Source organism: Salinigranum halophilum (genome assembly GCF_007004735.1).
Taxonomy (GTDB): Archaea; Halobacteriota; Halobacteria; order Halobacteriales; family Haloferacaceae; genus Salinigranum; species Salinigranum halophilum.
This window is the reverse complement of record NZ_SSNL01000004.1, coordinates 622,839-638,609: the sequence shown is the minus strand read 5'-3', so window position 1 is coordinate 638,609 and position 15,771 is coordinate 622,839. Positions and strand designations below refer to the sequence as shown.

The window sequence follows — 15,771 nt, the reverse complement described above, 5'->3', positions numbered from 1 at the left end:
TTTAAAAATATGGCGATGAACGCCATATATGAAAACGAACACTTGATATCAGCCAATATTCTATGAGTGTATAACTCTTTAGCGGGGAGACATTATCTCTTTAGTAACTTCGCTGCCGTCGGTTCGAAGCTCACGGTTACCGATGTCTTTTCCTCGTGGAGGACCTCACCAGTGGACTCGTGAACCGTGACCTCTTCTCCTGACTTGTCCAGTCGAACGGTGTACTCCGTCGATGGGCCCTTGAAGATGGTGTCCCGGATCGTCCCTTCCACCGTGTTCGCACCCTCGTCACCGATGTTCAGCCGCTCGTTTGCGATGATGAAGCCGATATCATCTCCGGGGTCTCTAGACTGCGCTGTGTCCGTGACGGTGAACGTATAGTCACCGGTATCGATGGTGACCGTCTCTCCGTGGACCGACGTGACGGTCCCACTGAAGATGTTGCTCACGCCGAGGAACGCTGCGACGAACTCCGAATCGGGGTTCTGATACACCTCTAGTGGGGCCCCGACTTGCACCACCTTCCCCTTGTTCATGATCGCGATTCGGTCGGACATGGTGAACGCCTCTTCTTGACTGTGCGTGACGAAGACGAACGTCTTCTCGATCTGTTCTTGCAGGCGTTTGAGCTCGACTTGCATCTCTTTCGCGAGGTTGACGTCCAGCGCGCTCAACACCTCATCGAGCAAGAGCACGTCGGGTTCGATGATGAGGCTCCGGGCCATGGCCACCCGCTGGCGTTCCCCTCCCGAGAGCGCTGAGATCTTCCGATCTTCTTTCCCCGTGAGGTCCATCAACTCGAACATCGAATCCGACCGCCGCTGGCGTTCCGCCTTGTCCACCCCCTGAATCATCAGACCGAATTCGACGTTCTCCCGAGCGGTCATGTGCGGGAACAACGCGTATTCCTGAAAGATCAGGCTCGTGCTCCGGTTGTACGGTTTCACGTCGTTGACTCGCTGGCCGCTGATGTACACATCACCACTCGTCGGTGTGTTGGTCCCTGTGATGATTTGTAACAGGGTTGACTTTCCGCTTCCCGACGGACCGAGCAGCGTGAAGAACTCGCCTTCGTAGATGTCGATCGTGATGTCGTCGTTCGCGACGACGCCGGGGTATTCTTTCCGCACGTTGTCGATCTCGATGACGCTCTGTGGAGTGGACTGAGAGGAATCACCACTGGCAGTTGATTTTTCACTTTCACTCATTGAGTGTGGTCATATGATTTTGAATACGGGAATAACTTTTCGGAATAGGAAGTGTCATCCGGTCTCGTCTTTGGTCTCGACTATTTCAAGACACAGCGGCGCGAACTGCTATCGTCGCTCAAGCGGGTTCCGTCACGATTTCAGTGACCGATCGATTCATACGCTCCGTGTAGGTCGTCATGCACCTCGTCTCGGGCCGCGGCCGCTTCGTCGACGGTGACTGGCTCGAAGTACACTGCCTGGTGAGTCCGGCGCTGAGCCAGGATAGAGCGGTCGACGCTGATCACCGTTCCTACCGTTGCGTATCCGCCCCCGGTCACGGCATCCTGCAGCAACACGATCGGCTTTTTGGGCATCTGGATCGACCCGATCGGGTAGCCCAGGTCGACGACGTTCGAGGGGTCGTTTCCTGCACCGAACGGCTGCTCACGCTTGACGAAGTCCAGTTCCGGGCCCTCCAGCCGGTACCCAACCCGGTCGGCCTCGGGTGTCACCTTCCACTCGGCTTCACAGAGTGCTTCGCGACTCTCGTCGGTCAGGCGATACTCACAGAGCCCGACCAGGACCCGAACCGTCTCCCGTGTTCCGTAGTCACGGACATATCGATCGGGGACCTGCACCCCAACTGGCGGTCGGTCGGAGTCGCTTCCGATTCGAAGCTCGTCACCGGCCTCCAGTGGTCGGCCCTCGTGACCGCCGATTCCGACGAGCGTGTACGTCGACCGGCTCCCCATGACGGGGTCGACGTCGATGCCGCCGGACACGGCGAGGTAGGTTCGTACGCCTTCGGTCGCGAACTCGGTTTCGAGCGTCTGTCCGGCCGTCACCGAGAACGACTCGTACATCGGCACTGGCTCGTCGTCGAGTGTGGCAGGCATCGAGGCACCAGTCAGCGCGACGACGGTATCGGTGGTGAAGCGGACGTCGACACCCTGGTAGGTCATCTCGAGCGTGGCGGCATCCTCGGCGTTGCCGACGAGATAGTTGGCTAGTTTGTGAGCGTAGCTGTCCATCGCGCCCGACGGGGGCATCCCGATGTGGTACTGACCGAACCGGCCGAGGTCCTGAACCGTGGTCGAGACGCCTCCGTCGATGATATCCAGCATCAGTCTAACGCCTCCGTGAGCGACCGATTGTACTCGTACGGCGACGCAAAGAACGCCTCGGGCGAGAACTCCACCGTTTCGATGGTGTACTCGTACACGCCGGCCTCGATTTCGTCTCTGATCTGGTCATACTCGTCGCGGTCGATCTGACGGAAGTCGAAGATGTCTCCGGGGTTTGGAAGGACCATCGACTCCGCGAAGTCCGGCAACGCTTGTTCGATATCGAGGACCTCGAGGGGCGTTCGTCCGAACAGCTGGTACCCTCCCGCACCCTGGACTGGGTATGGAGTCGTGAACGCCCCGCCGAATCCCATGGCACGAGCTGGCGTGTCAGTCCGTGGCTGTTCGTACTTCGGAGCTTCGAGTTGTGCAGCGCGTGGGACCATCTGATGACACCACGCCAACCCTGGAACGAACCCGATCATCGTCACCATGTGGGGTTCGCCCGCATGTGCGTCGATGAGTGCTTCGACCGTGTCGTACCCGTTGATCTTAGCGCAGTATTCGAGATCGGTCGAATCGGGGTCTTGGTGACGATCTCGAAACTGCATCTGTGTCTCGTGTGTCCAGGGGTCCTGATACAACACGGGAAAGTCGATGATTCGTGCCTCCCACTGGTACTCTTCGATATCTGTACTCTCGGCGATCTCCCGCAGCGTCTCGATCATCGTTGCGGGCGGAATCACATCCGGATCGAACCGCACGAGATACGAGGCGTTCGCGGGACACACCTCGATGACGCCATCGAGGTCACGCTCTCGAATCTGTTGTGTAACCGCCATCGCCTGAAAATTGGCGTCGAACGACATCTGACGGTCCAGTTCGACGAAGACGTGGTCGTCCCCACCGAACCCGTACTGCGGCTCCGGGAGGTCGACCCGTCGAATTCTACTCTCTGTCATCAGCGTATATTGGGAAATCAGGCTCTATAGCATAGGTTTTCCGGGTATTTATTGGTTAAATGTTGAGATGATTGCTGTTTTGTCTACGTTAATTGGGGCGGTTGTGGAGTGTCGTCCCGACACTTCGCTCACCCCTTCGGTACGCCGCGTGGTCGCCATGATGCGCGGCTGAACCCGCTGACGCATCCATCGCCCCCTCACACCGGGTCTCGGCAAGACGCGTGTGCAAGATACACAGCGCGAATTCAAGAGGATATGCTGGCAGTACTCCCCAGTAGCTATTTGTTCGGACATCAGGTATCGCCGTCCGTATGCAACAGCCCTCCTGCACGCGTCGGGCCTTACTCCGTCGCGGCACAACGGCCGCCACGACAGCGACGCTTGCGAGCCTGGCTGGCTGTTCGGGAGTCGGGTCGATCATCGACGGGAGCCCTGACGTTCCGTACCCTGCGACGTGGCTCCCAGCGCCCGGCCGCGTCTTCGCTTCGGACACCGACCCTGCACAACGGTGGTACCCGTTCCGCGCCCGGCGCTTCGACGAGTTGGCAGCGTATCTCCACGACCGGGGAAGAGCATTCGAGTCGGAGGAACGATATCGAGACGGCAACGCACACCCGGTGCTCGACATCGAGCCGAGCCAAGCAGGTATGGAGCTCCGTGCCGGCGGGCGGGGGCTGTCTGTACTGGAGACTGACCTCCTCGATGACACCATCATCGAGGCGTTCCAAACCCCAGAATCGAGCGAGCCGATCAAAGAGCCGTTCGACGGTCTCGGCGAGTACGAAGGATATCGACTGTTCGGTGCCCCCGACACTGACTGGGTCGTCGGTATCAAGGCTGGGGTCGTCATCGAGGCGTTCGCCAGCATGGCGCCGGATCCATTGGGTGACAAGCGAGCGGCCGTCGAGGCGATTATCGACGCCCGAGACGGCGAGGGGCGGTACACTGATACTGACGAGACTCTGGCGGGTGTCGTCCGTCGGCTCGGCACCGGGATGACTGTCCGTGCCGGGTCACCGCCCGTCGGGGGCGACGCTTCTGATGGCGACCCGGCCGCGAGCGGCACTGCCCGCACGAGCGCCGAAACCGAGAATGCCACACGAGTGCTCGCATTCGAGACGCGAGACGACGCGGAGGCGTTCGCCGCTGACCCGCAGTCGGATGTGATGCGCACGTGGGATGAGACGGCGGTCTCTCGTGACGGCCGGTTCGTGACGATTATCGGCACGAGCCACCCGGCGTAATTGTCGCCGTATGCAGCGGACCGAAGCCGAAACAGTCGAGAATCGGTTGCTGATTGTCTCCGCGGTATCGGTCACGTCGATACTGACAGGGTCCCTGTCGTTCGGTGAGGTCGTGCTGCATACAGCGCGCGAGTCGAGCACGAGAAATCCGGGCTTGACCACGACCGGTGAGTTGGAGATATACGACTGTTCTGGACAGGGTCGCGCCCTCCGCGAGCCCAGTATCCGGCGAGTCTGGGGCTCACGCCGACAGCACCGGGCCGGCCGTGTTCTCGCGACAGCGAGACCAGCGAACGGACCCGGGGAGTGGCTGCCGCGGGGAACGCTCCTCGCTCGTCGTGAGCGACTCACCCGGTCGCGTCGTGTAGGACGAGCGTCTCGTCACCGAGATACCGGTCGAGGACGTACGCGTCCCGCTCGAGCGTCTTGAGGTGTCGGCGCAGGAGTTTGCCCGTCGTCACGTCACCGAGCCGTTCTGCCAGTTCGACGTGTTCGCGCCACTGCTCGGCCAGCGTCGCGTACCCGTCGCGGTCACGCTCGAGCGACGAGCGGACGTCGTACCGGTGGGCCGCCTCGATGTAGATCGGGGCGTGCTGACGGATCCCCATCGGTCCACAGGCCGGGACGCCCCCGAGCGTGTGGATGCGGATGGCGATGTCGTCGGTCATCTCGGTGAGTCGGTCAGCCGCGGCCTCGAGGAACTCGCCGACTGCGTCCGACTCGGCCCCGTCGACGAGCCAGTAATGCTTGCGGACCTGGTTGAACAGGATGTACAGCCCCGACACTTCGCTGTTCAGGGCCGTCACCAGCTGTTCGGCCGCCTCCCGGTCGAGCCGGACCGCGTTGTCAGCGACCGTGTCCCACTCTTGGCGGACGTGTGAGGGATCGAGGCTCCGCAGGTGTGGTGTACTCGACATGGTACGTTACCTCCACACCGCTGCTCGAACGAGCGTCTCGTCTGCGAGGGCGCTCTCGATATCGTCGGCGTCCGCTTCGAGCCCTGCGAGACGGTTCCGGAGGAGTTCTGCCGTCCCTGGATCACCCCGTTCCTCTGCGAGGCCGACGTGCTCACGCATGGTCTCGATTAGCGTGGCGAACCCCTCGAGGTCGCCCTCCAGCGAGGCGCGCAGGTCGTAGAGGTCCTCGGCTTCGAGGTGGACTTCGGCGCGTTCTTGAATCGTCGGCGGCGTGTTGGGGGGGATGCCACCGAGTTCGACGATTCGAATCGCGAGGTCGTCGTTCACCGCACGCACACGCCGGTACGCGTCTAGGAGGACGTCGGCGACCTCCTCGTGTTCGGCACCCGCAGCGGTCCAGTAGTGCTTGCGGAGCAGGTAGAACAGGTTGAACGACCCCGCGTGGTCGATGCTCAGGGCGTCGACGAGCACCTCGGCGTCCGTGGGATCGATACGGAGTGCGTTCTCCGCGAGAGTCCCCCACTCTTGCCGGCGTTCGCCCGTCTCTGGCTCTCGAACGAGCCGTCCGTGTTTGTGTTCCATTCGACGCACCCGTTCAGTGAGTCGCGCTCTCGAGGACGAGCGTGTCGTCGGCGAGGAAGCTCTGGAGGTCGTCCGCGTCCTCCTCGAGTTCTTCGAGACGGTCCCGGAAGAGCTCGCTCGTCGCGTAGTCGCCCAGGTTCTCCACGAGCATCACGTGCTCTCGGAAGTACTCGATGACGTCGCCGTACAGTTCGAGGTCGTTCTCCATCGACGTTCGGACGTCGTAGACGTCTGCTCCCTCGAAGTCGACCGGTGAGTGCTCCTCGAGCGCGGCCGGACCGCTGATGGGAACGCCGCCGAGTGCGCCCACCCGCTCGGCCATCTCGTCGGCAGCCTCCTCGGCGTCCTCGGCGGCATCGCCGAACCAATCGTGGAGTTGCCCATACTCCGCCCCGTCGACGTTCCAGTGGTGCTTGCGAAGCTGGTGGTAGAGGACGTACGTCGCTGCCAGATCCGAGTTCAGCGCGTCGATGCTCTGTTTGGCCTTCTCCTCGTCGAGGCGGACGGGATTCTCTCTGACGGTTCCGAACTCCTGACGGATGGTCTGCTGAGAACTCATCGCCGTCTTAGATGGCGCGGTTCGGTAATAGGTCTTCTCGAATTAGTAAGAAAAGCGGTATTTTTACTCGATTCAGAAGAATATCTCTGAAAGTATTATGTATTCGTTCGTATAGTCCGCTCTGTCCCGACGGTGTCGGCTGCTCAACGGTCGGGAAGGCCAGGGTATCTGCGTCTCGCGCGAGTCGTGAACGCTATCGACCGTCGTACCTCGGAAGACTACAGATAACTCGAGACGAGGGCCTCGGGGTCGTTCGAGAGAGCGACGCTCTCTCGTGATGACGAGACGCCTGTGGCATCTCGAACCACTTGCCCCCGAGGTAGTTCACAGAGAAGCAAGGCGGAACCCCACGAGTTCACTCGTGGGTTACTGACATGAGAGCGACAGACCGTGTCGCGCGAGCACCCCGTCTTCTCTCGTCGATGACTGCCAGGACCCCGAGCGACTCTGGACGTCGCCCACAAGGCGAGGCGAGACGATTTATGCCTCGCTCCCCTCGTGTAGACGATGGCTCGGGACCCCTTCGACGACCACCTGACTCGGCTCTCGAGACGAGAGCGGACCGCGTTCGTCGGCGCGCTCTTGAGCGCCCGCGGGTGGACCGTCGAGGTCGACCCACCGGTGATTCGGGCGACGCGAGGGGACGAGCGGCAGGTCGTCGCTGTCGCCTCCGAAGGCCTTTCTCCGCGTCTCGGTCGCGGCCTGCCACGAGAGCCAGTCGACGCCGTGGTGAGCATCGACGCGAAGCGGGCCACACAACTGGCCCGGGACCGCAACGTGAGCGTCTGGGACGCCAGCGCGGTCTACGACATGGCGCGGTACGGACTCGACCGGTCGTCGACCGACCGCCTGTTCGGCGAGTACTTCGGCGTCACGAGCGAGGCCATCGGCCGGCCAGCCACGCCCGGGGATGTCGGGTCCGAGAGCCCACGTTCCGGTGTGCTCGCCGCTGACGACGACCGACGAGACGGGGCCACGAACCGGTCCACAGCAGCCCTCACCGAGTCTTCGACGGACCACACCCCTCGCTGGATACTCGTCGTCTTCTTGATCCTCGGCGTGAGCCTCGTCGGCGGTGCGCTCGCCGCGCAGGCCTGGACCGACACAGCGCGGACCGATGCGGCGCTGGGGGCCGACACTGCGGACGACACGGCCTCGCTGACGACCGCGTCGACGGACACGGCGGTGTCGACCGCGGCGTCCCAGGCGATACTCCCCGGCCTGACCGCGGCAGGAATCAACGATACGGCCGTCCTCACGCAGGGTCACGCGGCAGTGCTCGAGGGCCGCTCGTTCACGATGCACGTTCGGTACACCGAGCGCGTCGACGGCGAGACCGTCGGGACGGCCCGGGAGGTCGTCACTGTCGAGAACGGGACGGTCTATCGCTCACGTGGCACCCGTTCGGGCGACCTCGAATCCGACCTGGTTCCGGTCATCGCCCGGGACCTCTACGCGGACGGGGAGAGTCGGTACCTCCGACAGGGCGACGAGGCACTCAGGGTCGGCGACGCCGACGACCCCGGGACGGGACAGGTCGTCGACCGCTCACAGGCGCTCGTCACCTGGTACCTGTCGGGGGAGCGCTCCACGCGTGTCGACCAGGTTCAGCACCGGAACGAGACCGCCTACCGCGTCACCGTCGAGGGGACCACCGACCGTCGATTCGAAGCCTACCGGGCCACCAGTCTCATCTCCGAACGGGGACTGGTCGTCCGGGTCGACGCGACCTACCGGCTCCCGGCCAGTGAGCGGGTCGCGACGGTCTCGCTGCGGCACGTGAACGTCGGCGAGACGACCGTCGACCGACCGGACTGGCTGCCGGCACGGAACGAGACGACGGGTCACGCTTCGGCCCTCGACGCACATCGGTGACGCCGCGACCACACCCGCTCACAGCCGTCGAATCTCACACCCGAGGTCAGTCAGTGCCGCGAGCGCCCGGTCGAGGTCCTCGCCCTGGACGAGGACGTGGTCCGTCGAGTACGCCGAGAGCGCGAATATCGAGACGTCACGCTCGGCGAGCGCCGTCGCCACCACGGCGAGGAACCCGACCAACTCGAAGGGGAGGACGACGTCGAAGGTGAGCACCCGCCACCCGTCTTCGACAGCCTCCGTCTCGAGGTCGGCCAGCCGTGTCTCCGCCACGACGTGGGTCAGTTCCCGGCCGTCGTCGACCGTCGCGAACGTCTCGGCCACGTCGTGGTCCTCGTCGGTCGTGACCACTGCATACGACGCTGCGGCGACCTCGACGACGCACTCTTCGAGAACGGCTTCGGGGTCCATACCTGCGCTCACTCCGCTGTGGGCTAAAGCCGTGGGGTTCCTTCGTGCATCGCTGTGACTCACGCTGGTACAGCGCCAACTACGTGCCGACGCCGTGTCTCCCGGGTGCCGACGGCGAGGAGGACACCCCCGACGAGCGCCAGCAGACCGGCTTCGGCAGTCGGCGAGACGCCGCCGACGATTCCCCATCCCGCCGCGACCCCGCCGACGAACCCCGTCTGGACGACGAGAACCGCGGCGAGGGCGTACCGACGGCCGGCGGGAGCGTACAGCGACCCGACGGCGGCCGTCTCGGCGGCGGCGTGCCCGGCGACGACGAGGGCGCCCACCAGGCCGAGCGCCGCATCGGCGGCGTAGATGGTGGCGAGGACGACACCTTCGAGGCCGCGGTGGAGCGTCACGGCCCCCAGCGCCGCGTCCGCACAGGTCCCGCAGTCCGTGACCGCCGCGTCGCGGGCGACGTAGACGACGCTGACCCCGGCCGCGAGGCCGACGAGGGTCGCGGCCGCCGCCTGCGTGACGGCGAGCGCCAGCGCCGCGACGCCGAGCGCGACCACGAGTACGGGAAGCGCCGCCCGTCCCGGCGACCACGAAAGTCGGCCGTACGCACTCAGGACGACCCCGCCGCCGAGCAGGCTGACGAGGACGACGCCGGCGACGACGACCGGGAAGGCGAGACCCGTCGCCGCGGCGCTCACGCCGTGGGCGGACGTCGGCGTCGACAGGAAAGCGACACCGAGTGCGGCGGCGGCGACCGCGCGTCGGGTAATCGAACTCATCTTCATTTCCACGGGTTCGGCACGAGGTCGGCCTGTACCTCCGCACCCACCTCGACCCGGCAGTCGGAGCGCGGCTCGGCCACACAGAGCAGGACGTACCCGTCCTGTCGATGTCGGGGTTTCAACCCCCGCGGGCGTTCGACGTGGACGAGGTCACCCTCCAGCAGGCGTCCGGTGCAGGTGGCACACGCACCGTACAGACAGCCGTACGGGACGCCGAGGCCGGCACGCTCGGTCGCGTCGATGACCGTCTCGGCCTCCCGGACCTCGACGGTCGCCTCCCGGCCGTCGCGCCACTCCAGCGTGACTGCGTGGGGCATCGGCGGCTACTGCCAGACGTCGCTGGTGCAGTCGCCGCCGGGCCAGCGAATCTCGTGCGCGCGGGCCGGGCCGCCGGGGGCGTCGCCGAAGTCGACGACGAACTCCTCGTCCAGTTCCATCCGACCCTCGTCGGGGTAGACGTCCGCTTTCATCATCAGCGACCCCTGTTCGCCGATTTCGGGGTAGAACTGGTTGTCCCACGAGGAGAACAGCGAGGTGGTCCAGTAGAGCCGTCGGCCGTCACGGGAGAGTTGGAGCATCTGCGGCGCGCCGCGGACGTCGTGGCCGCCGACGGACTGGCGCTCGGCGAAGTTGCCCCCGACCCAGCACTGGTCGACCAACCGCGGGTTCCCCGTGTCGCTGATGTCGTACATCCGGACGTCGCCGTGGAGCCAGTTCGAGAAGAACATGTACTGGTCGTCGAGCGAGAGGAGGATGTCCGTCACCAGTCCCGGCACGGGCATGTCCCAGTCGGGATGCTCGCGGTCCTCGACGTCGATGACCTTCTCCCACTCCCAGTGGCCGTCCTCCGCCTCCCAAAACCGGAGGATGTTCGAAGAGAGCGCCGCGCCGACGTAGCCCTCGGTCTCTTCGGGGTTGTGAGGCATCCGGATCTCGAGCGGGATGAGCCCCTCCTCGCCGAACGTCAGCGTCTGCTGGTGTTCTTTCGTCTCCCAGTCCCAGACGTGGATGCTGTCGCCGTACTTGCCCGCCTCGACGTCGTCCAGGTCGAACCCCGGGTAGTACGTCTCCGGTGCCGCCCACTCCGTCGACAGCATCACGCCGTGACGGGGCTGGTACCAGTAGTCGTAGTTCATCTCCATCTCCCCCAGGTCCGCCTCCCAGTGGCCGTCGATGGAGAAGTCCTCCTGGTCGAGCTGGAGGAAGCCACCGGGTAGTTCGCCATCCGCGTTGCCGAGCATGCTGATGACGATTTTTCCCTCGGGCACGCAGTGAACCGTATGCGGGGCCGAGAGGTCGTGCTCGAACACCTCCTCGGGTTCGATCACCTTCTCGATTGCGGGGTTCCGCGGGTCGGAGGCGTCGAGGATGTGGATCCGCGAGGAGCGTTGCCCGGGGACGATGAGGTGGTCCCGCATCAGCCCTTCGGCGTGACACGACGACGAACAGGTGTTCCAGCCGAAGTGGTGGAGCTCGTCGCCCTTGTTCGGCATCTCGACGGTGTCGATCAACTCCGCGTAGGTGTCGGAGTCGGGGTCGACGTCGACGACGCCGACGAAGTCGGGTTCGTCCACGTCCATCCCGACCCGGAGCCCCATAACGAAGGCCGTCTTCTCGCGTTCCGATTCGGTGCGCATCGCCGCCGGCGTCGGATACCCCGGCCCCTCTACCTCGTGATGCTCGTGGCCGTGTCTGTCGGTCGACTGACTGGGTTCGTCGGTGCTCATGGTAGCCACTACCATAGCTGTATCAATCATAAATAATAGTTTAGTTGTCGGATGACAATTCAGAGTTGTCGAGCGACAACCGGGGTGGGAACGTTTTTGCACTCGCCGGCGTAGTTCGACGGTGTGTTGCCAAGTCCCGGCGACGGACCGGAGGGTGCGTGATGCGCGAGTTCACGTTCAGCATCGACTACACGGCCGGCACCGACCCGATGATGGACGTGTTCATCGATCACCCGTCGCTCGTCGCACGGGGGTTACACGGCTGTGTCAGCGACGATGGCTTCTGGCGCATCGAGCGTTTCAGCGGGCCGACGACGGCGCTCGACGCGGTCGAACGGCTCCACCTCGACGAGGACGTCCGAACGGAGTCAGTGACCGAGACGGACTACCTCGCCACGGAACACCACGATATTTTGGAGCGGTCCGACGGGGAGCGGGTGTTCTACACGTACGTCGAGCGAATCAGCGGCGGCAAATCCGTCCAGACGCTCGCCGGTCGGTATCTCCCGCGGGGGTCGCTCCTCTGTTCTCGCCGGTCGCAGGGGCGATGCGAGTGGCGCATCCTGATGCGGTCGGACGAGAAGGTCGGCTTGCTCTACGACGCTCTCAGCGCGAACCTGCGGTCCGAACTCTCGTTCCACATGGGTCACCTCCGGGACGCCGACCGGTGGGGACACGACTCGCTCGGCACAGTCTCGCTCGACCCCGACCAACGGGCTGCGTTACGCGCGGCCGCCCGCCACGGCTACTACCGGGCACCGAGTGAGATCACGCTCGACGAACTGGCGTCGAAACTGGACGTGCCACGGTCGACGCTCTCGTACCGACTGCGACGCGCCGAAGAACAGCTCGTCACGGAGTACCTGAACGGGGTTTGACATCCTCATCCGTCTGAAGACGGAGGTTTCCCGACGGCAGTCGGAATCATAACGGGTGTCTCTCGCATCGCCTTTTCGGGACGACCCACGAGGACCGACCCGCACGCCGAGTCCGGGGATATTTTACTCCGAATCCGATACCAGCAGTAATGCCAGACGACCACGGGGGCTTCGAGCACGTCCGCGAGAACGTCGACGGCCACCCGATGGTGAACCTCCTCGGGTACGCGAGCACGTACTGGATGCGGCTCTCGCTGGGCGTGCTCGCGGCGTTCCTCACCCGCTTTGCCCGTCTCGTGCCGCCCATCGTCGTCGCGGCCGCCATCGACCGCGCCATCCGACAGTCGGGTGAGACCGGCCTCCTCACCGACGTCGGCCTCCTCCCCGCGGCACAGGTCACCGGACAGGCCGCCCGCCTCGCACTCCTCGAACGACTCGTCGCTATCGCGGTGCTTGCGTACCTCCTCCGCTCTGTCGCCCGCTTCGCCTCTCGATACCTCCTCCAGTCGGCGGCACAGAAGGTCCAGCGCGACCTCCGCAACGACACGTACGACCACCTCCAGCACCTCTCGATGGACTTCTTCGTCGACCACCAGACCGGGGGGATGATGTCCATCCTCAACAGCGACATCAACCGACTCGAGCAGTTCCTCAACACCGAGTTCAGACAGCTCATCCGCGTGGTCGCCACCGTCGGCGGCATCGCGGTCATCCTCTGGACCTACTCGCCCAAACTCGCGCTCGTCGCGCTCGCGCCCGTCCCGCTCATCGGCCTCGCGAGCGGGCAGTTCCTCACGTGGATCGAACCGCGATACAAGTCCATCCGCGAGACCGTCGCCCGGCTGAACACGCGGCTGGAGAACAACCTCGGCGGCGCGGCCGTCATCAAGACGTTCGACCGCTACGACTTCGAGCGCGACCGCGTCGCCGCCCAGAGCGAGGCCTACCACAACGAGAAGGTCCACGCCCTGCGCATCCGCCGCGGCTTCTTCGCCACCCTCCGCCTCCTCACGGGCGTCGTGTTCGTCCTCGTGCTCTATCTCGGGGGAACGGACATCATCACGGGCGTGCCCGGGACGGACGGCGCGCTCACTCTCGGTGGGTTCGCCCTCTTCTTCCTCCTCCTCCGACGACTGTACTCGCCGATGCGTCGCGTCGGGAAGTCGGCCAACAAGTACCAGCTCGCGAAGTCCAGCGCCGAACGCGTCTTCGGCCTCCTGGGCCGCGAGCCGACCATCACGAGCCCGCCCGACCCGTATCACCCCGACGGCGTCGACGGCCACGTCGCGTTCGACTCGGTGACGTTCTCGTACGGTGACCGCGACCCCGTCCTCCACGACGTCTCGCTCGACGTGCCCGCGGGGACGACCGTTGGGCTGGCGGGCGCGACCGGGGCGGGCAAGTCGACGCTCGTGAAACTCGTCGCCCGCTTCCACGACGTCGACGGACGCCCTGCCTCTGTCGGCCAGCCAGAATCGAGGCGCGAGTCCGCTGCTGTCGACGGGGGGGCCGTCCGCGTCGACGGCGTCGACGTCCGCGACTACGAACTCCAGGCGCTCCGCGACGAGATCGCCATCGTCGAGCAGAACCCCTACCTCTTCTCGGGGACGGTCGCCGAGAACATCGCCTACGGGGACGAGGCGACACTCGAGGCCGAGTGGGCCGGCGACGGTGACGACGTGGGCGACGGCGACCAGACGGCCCGCGAGCGCGTGGTCGAGGCCGCGACCGCCGCAGCCGCCGACGAGTTCATCCGGGACCTCCCCGCAGGCTACGACACGCAGGTGGGCGAACGCGGCGTGAAGCTCTCGGGCGGCCAGCGCCAGCGGCTCGCCATCGCCCGCGCGCTGGTGAACGACCCCGCCATCATCATCTTCGACGAGGCGACGTCCGACGTCGACACCGAGACCGAGGACCTCATCCAGGAGAGCCTCGAGCGGCTGGTCGAAGCGCGCACGGCGTTCGTCATCGCCCACCGGCTCTCCACCATCCAGCACGCCGACGAAATCGTGGTCCTCGACGACGGGCGCATCGTCGAACAGGGCGAGCACGCGGAGTTGGTCTCGATGGACGGGACGTACGCCGACCTCTGGAACGGCCAGGCCGACGCCGACCCGCGCCCGGCCGACGACTGAGGTGGGTCGACCAGTCAGTAACCCACGACTGAACTCGTGGGCTTGTCAGTGGACTCCCCCTCTGCCGTCGAACCGACGGAGGCGTGGAAATCGCCATTCAGGTTCAACGTCCCTGACGTTAGCGCACACTGACAGGGTGCGCCTCCACTCGAAGACGTCTGCCCCGAGTGGAGTTTCTTCAGAAGCTTCCGAGCGATATTCTTGCTCGCGTTGTAGTCCGCGTTCAACTCGTATTCGCACTTCTGACACTTGAACCGATGCTTCGACCGCCGACTCGACTCGTGGAGAGACCCACACTTCGAACACCGCTGACTCGTGTACGCCGGGCTCACCTGCTCGACCTCAATACCATACATCTCGGCTTTGTATTCGACGTACTCGAACAAGCGTCGAAACGTCCATGCGTGGAATCGCTTTGCTCCGGCCATCCGATTGCGAATATCGGTCAGATTCTCGAACGCGATGTGCGTACACTCGTGGTCGCGGGCTTCGTCGAGAATCCGGTTCGAGGCACGGTGCAGTTCGTCCTGCATCCAGCAGTGCTCGCGGTCGTTCATCGACCGAATCGACAGGTGCGCCGACCGCGTTCCCGTCCGCTGCATCGACCCGCGCGTTTTCTCGTACTCTCGGCGTTCACGAGAGCGGAGCTCTCGTGAGCCAACCAGAAGCCAGAGGCTTCTGGTGACGTCGATGATTCATCTCGTCGGCGTTCCCGATGAACGCACCCGTCGAGGTCACGGCGAGCGAGCCGTCCACGTTCAAATCAACCCCAAGGACTGTTCTGTGCTTGGCATTGGAAGAATCAATCGTGGACTGCTCAGTTTCGTCTGTCGTTCGACGCATCCGTGCGTGGAGATAGAACGACGCTGTTTGGCGGTCGTACTGTAACGTGGACATGCGGAACTCGTAGTCCTCGTTCAGCAAGTACTCGCCAATGGGTGTTCCCTCGGGGTCGGCGGGAAGCACGTAGTCACACTCAAGACGCCCATTCGGCGTCGAAACGGACACATGGTCGCGGTGGAACGTTGCACTTCGTTTGTCGTAGACGACGCTCCACGCATCGAAGTAGGGTTGACTCGTCTTCTCGCCTTTCTTGAGTCTGGCGACCCCGCTTTTGATGGCCTCGATTGCACGCCGAATTCCTTTTTGCACGAGGTTAGCGTGCATGTAATCCGTCTCTTCACGGAGTTGGTCGTACAGAGCGCTCTCGGCTTGTTTCTTCGAGGTCACACAGTAGTCGTTCGGGTATCTCCACGCCCACCTTGCGGTGGTGTTCGCGCAGTGGAGAAAGCGATCTTTGGTCTGGTGGAGATCGTCGCACCGGGCTGTGGGGACATCAAGTTTGACTTTGACGGTGCGAATCACGTCTTCCATCCGTACGTCGATTTTCGCCGGCATAGTATTTAAACCTCGACATGGAGGAGTCGGCCAACGCGGTCCATCGA

Annotated in this window: 14 protein-coding genes and 1 pseudogene; 4 read left to right on the top strand and 11 right to left on the bottom strand. The window is 64.2% G+C overall.

Annotated features, from left to right (window positions below):
* Positions 1 to 92: 92 nt before the first annotated feature.
* The 3 genes from E6N53_RS11740 to E6N53_RS11730 all read right to left on the bottom strand — a co-directional run bounded on the left by E6N53_RS11740 (position 93) and on the right by E6N53_RS11730 (position 3,216).
* On the bottom strand, positions 93 to 1,208 hold the full coding sequence (locus E6N53_RS11740; protein ID WP_142859489.1) for an ABC transporter ATP-binding protein: 1,116 nt from the start codon (positions 1,206 to 1,208) through the stop codon (positions 93 to 95).
* 140 nt (positions 1,209 to 1,348) lie between these two features.
* Positions 1,349 to 2,314: a 5-oxoprolinase subunit C family protein gene (locus E6N53_RS11735; RefSeq protein WP_142859487.1), complete on the bottom strand. Its 966-nt coding sequence runs from the start codon at positions 2,312 to 2,314 to the stop codon at positions 1,349 to 1,351.
* Positions 2,314 to 3,216, bottom strand: coding sequence for a 5-oxoprolinase subunit B family protein (locus E6N53_RS11730; protein WP_142859485.1), 903 nt, complete (start codon positions 3,214 to 3,216; stop codon positions 2,314 to 2,316). The genes E6N53_RS11735 and E6N53_RS11730 overlap by 1 nt, the downstream gene beginning before the upstream one ends.
* A 311-nt stretch (positions 3,217 to 3,527) precedes the next feature.
* On the opposite strand from E6N53_RS11730, the gene E6N53_RS11725 reads away from it, so the two are divergent.
* Positions 3,528 to 4,460 carry a hypothetical protein gene (locus tag E6N53_RS11725; protein ID WP_142859483.1) on the top strand — a complete coding sequence of 311 codons (933 nt, stop codon included), beginning with the start codon at positions 3,528 to 3,530 and terminating at the stop codon, positions 4,458 to 4,460.
* A 347-nt stretch (positions 4,461 to 4,807) separates the two neighbouring features.
* Here E6N53_RS11725 and dpsA (E6N53_RS11720) read toward each other — a convergent pair whose 3' ends face one another.
* The 3 genes from dpsA (E6N53_RS11720) to dpsA (E6N53_RS11710) are packed head-to-tail and all read right to left on the bottom strand — an operon-like array spanning position 4,808 to position 6,518.
* A complete protein-coding gene (gene dpsA / locus E6N53_RS11720; RefSeq protein ID WP_142859481.1) occupies positions 4,808 to 5,377 on the bottom strand; it encodes a DNA starvation/stationary phase protection protein DpsA in 570 nt (189 codons plus the stop codon).
* 6 nt (positions 5,378 to 5,383) lie between these two features.
* Entirely contained in the window at positions 5,384 to 5,959 is a 576-nt protein-coding gene (locus E6N53_RS11715) for a ferritin-like domain-containing protein (protein ID WP_142859479.1), read from the bottom strand.
* Between the two features lie 13 nt (positions 5,960 to 5,972).
* Positions 5,973 to 6,518 carry a DNA starvation/stationary phase protection protein DpsA gene (dpsA, locus tag E6N53_RS11710; protein WP_142859477.1) on the bottom strand — a complete coding sequence of 182 codons (546 nt, stop codon included), beginning with the start codon at positions 6,516 to 6,518 and terminating at the stop codon, positions 5,973 to 5,975.
* A gap of 507 nt (positions 6,519 to 7,025) precedes the next feature.
* Between dpsA (E6N53_RS11710) and E6N53_RS11705 the strand changes: the two genes are divergently transcribed.
* On the top strand, positions 7,026 to 8,393 hold the full coding sequence (locus tag E6N53_RS11705) for a hypothetical protein (protein ID WP_142859475.1): 1,368 nt from the start codon (positions 7,026 to 7,028) through the stop codon (positions 8,391 to 8,393).
* Between the two features lie 18 nt (positions 8,394 to 8,411).
* Here E6N53_RS11705 and E6N53_RS11700 read toward each other — a convergent pair whose 3' ends face one another.
* Genes E6N53_RS11700 through E6N53_RS11685 form a run of 4 tightly spaced genes read right to left on the bottom strand, consistent with a single transcriptional unit; the run spans position 8,412 to position 11,313 of the window.
* Complete coding sequence (locus tag E6N53_RS11700; protein ID WP_142859473.1) at positions 8,412 to 8,804, bottom strand: ACT domain-containing protein; 393 nt, start codon at positions 8,802 to 8,804, stop codon at positions 8,412 to 8,414.
* Between the two features lie 59 nt (positions 8,805 to 8,863).
* Positions 8,864 to 9,583, bottom strand: a complete 720-nt coding sequence (locus E6N53_RS11695; protein WP_142859471.1) for a hypothetical protein — start codon at positions 9,581 to 9,583, stop codon at positions 8,864 to 8,866.
* A 2-nt stretch (positions 9,584 to 9,585) separates the two neighbouring features.
* Positions 9,586 to 9,903, bottom strand: coding sequence for a 2Fe-2S iron-sulfur cluster-binding protein (locus E6N53_RS11690; RefSeq protein ID WP_136592021.1), 318 nt, complete (start codon positions 9,901 to 9,903; stop codon positions 9,586 to 9,588).
* 6 nt (positions 9,904 to 9,909) lie between these two features.
* Positions 9,910 to 11,313: a selenium-binding protein SBP56-related protein gene (locus E6N53_RS11685; protein WP_136592022.1), complete on the bottom strand. Its 1,404-nt coding sequence runs from the start codon at positions 11,311 to 11,313 to the stop codon at positions 9,910 to 9,912.
* 161 nt (positions 11,314 to 11,474) lie between these two features.
* Here E6N53_RS11685 and E6N53_RS11680 point away from each other — a divergent pair, with 161 nt between their 5' ends.
* Together E6N53_RS11680 and E6N53_RS11675 are read left to right on the top strand one after the other, a co-directional pair.
* Positions 11,475 to 12,191, top strand: a complete 717-nt coding sequence (locus E6N53_RS11680) for a helix-turn-helix domain-containing protein (RefSeq protein WP_142859468.1) — start codon at positions 11,475 to 11,477, stop codon at positions 12,189 to 12,191.
* 149 nt (positions 12,192 to 12,340) lie between these two features.
* Positions 12,341 to 14,326, top strand: a complete 1,986-nt coding sequence (locus E6N53_RS11675; protein ID WP_142859465.1) for an ABC transporter ATP-binding protein — start codon at positions 12,341 to 12,343, stop codon at positions 14,324 to 14,326.
* A gap of 14 nt (positions 14,327 to 14,340) precedes the next feature.
* Here E6N53_RS11675 and E6N53_RS11670 read toward each other — a convergent pair.
* Positions 14,341 to 15,700 (bottom strand): annotated as a pseudogene (locus E6N53_RS11670) (RNA-guided endonuclease InsQ/TnpB family protein).
* Positions 15,701 to 15,771 lie beyond the last annotated feature (71 nt).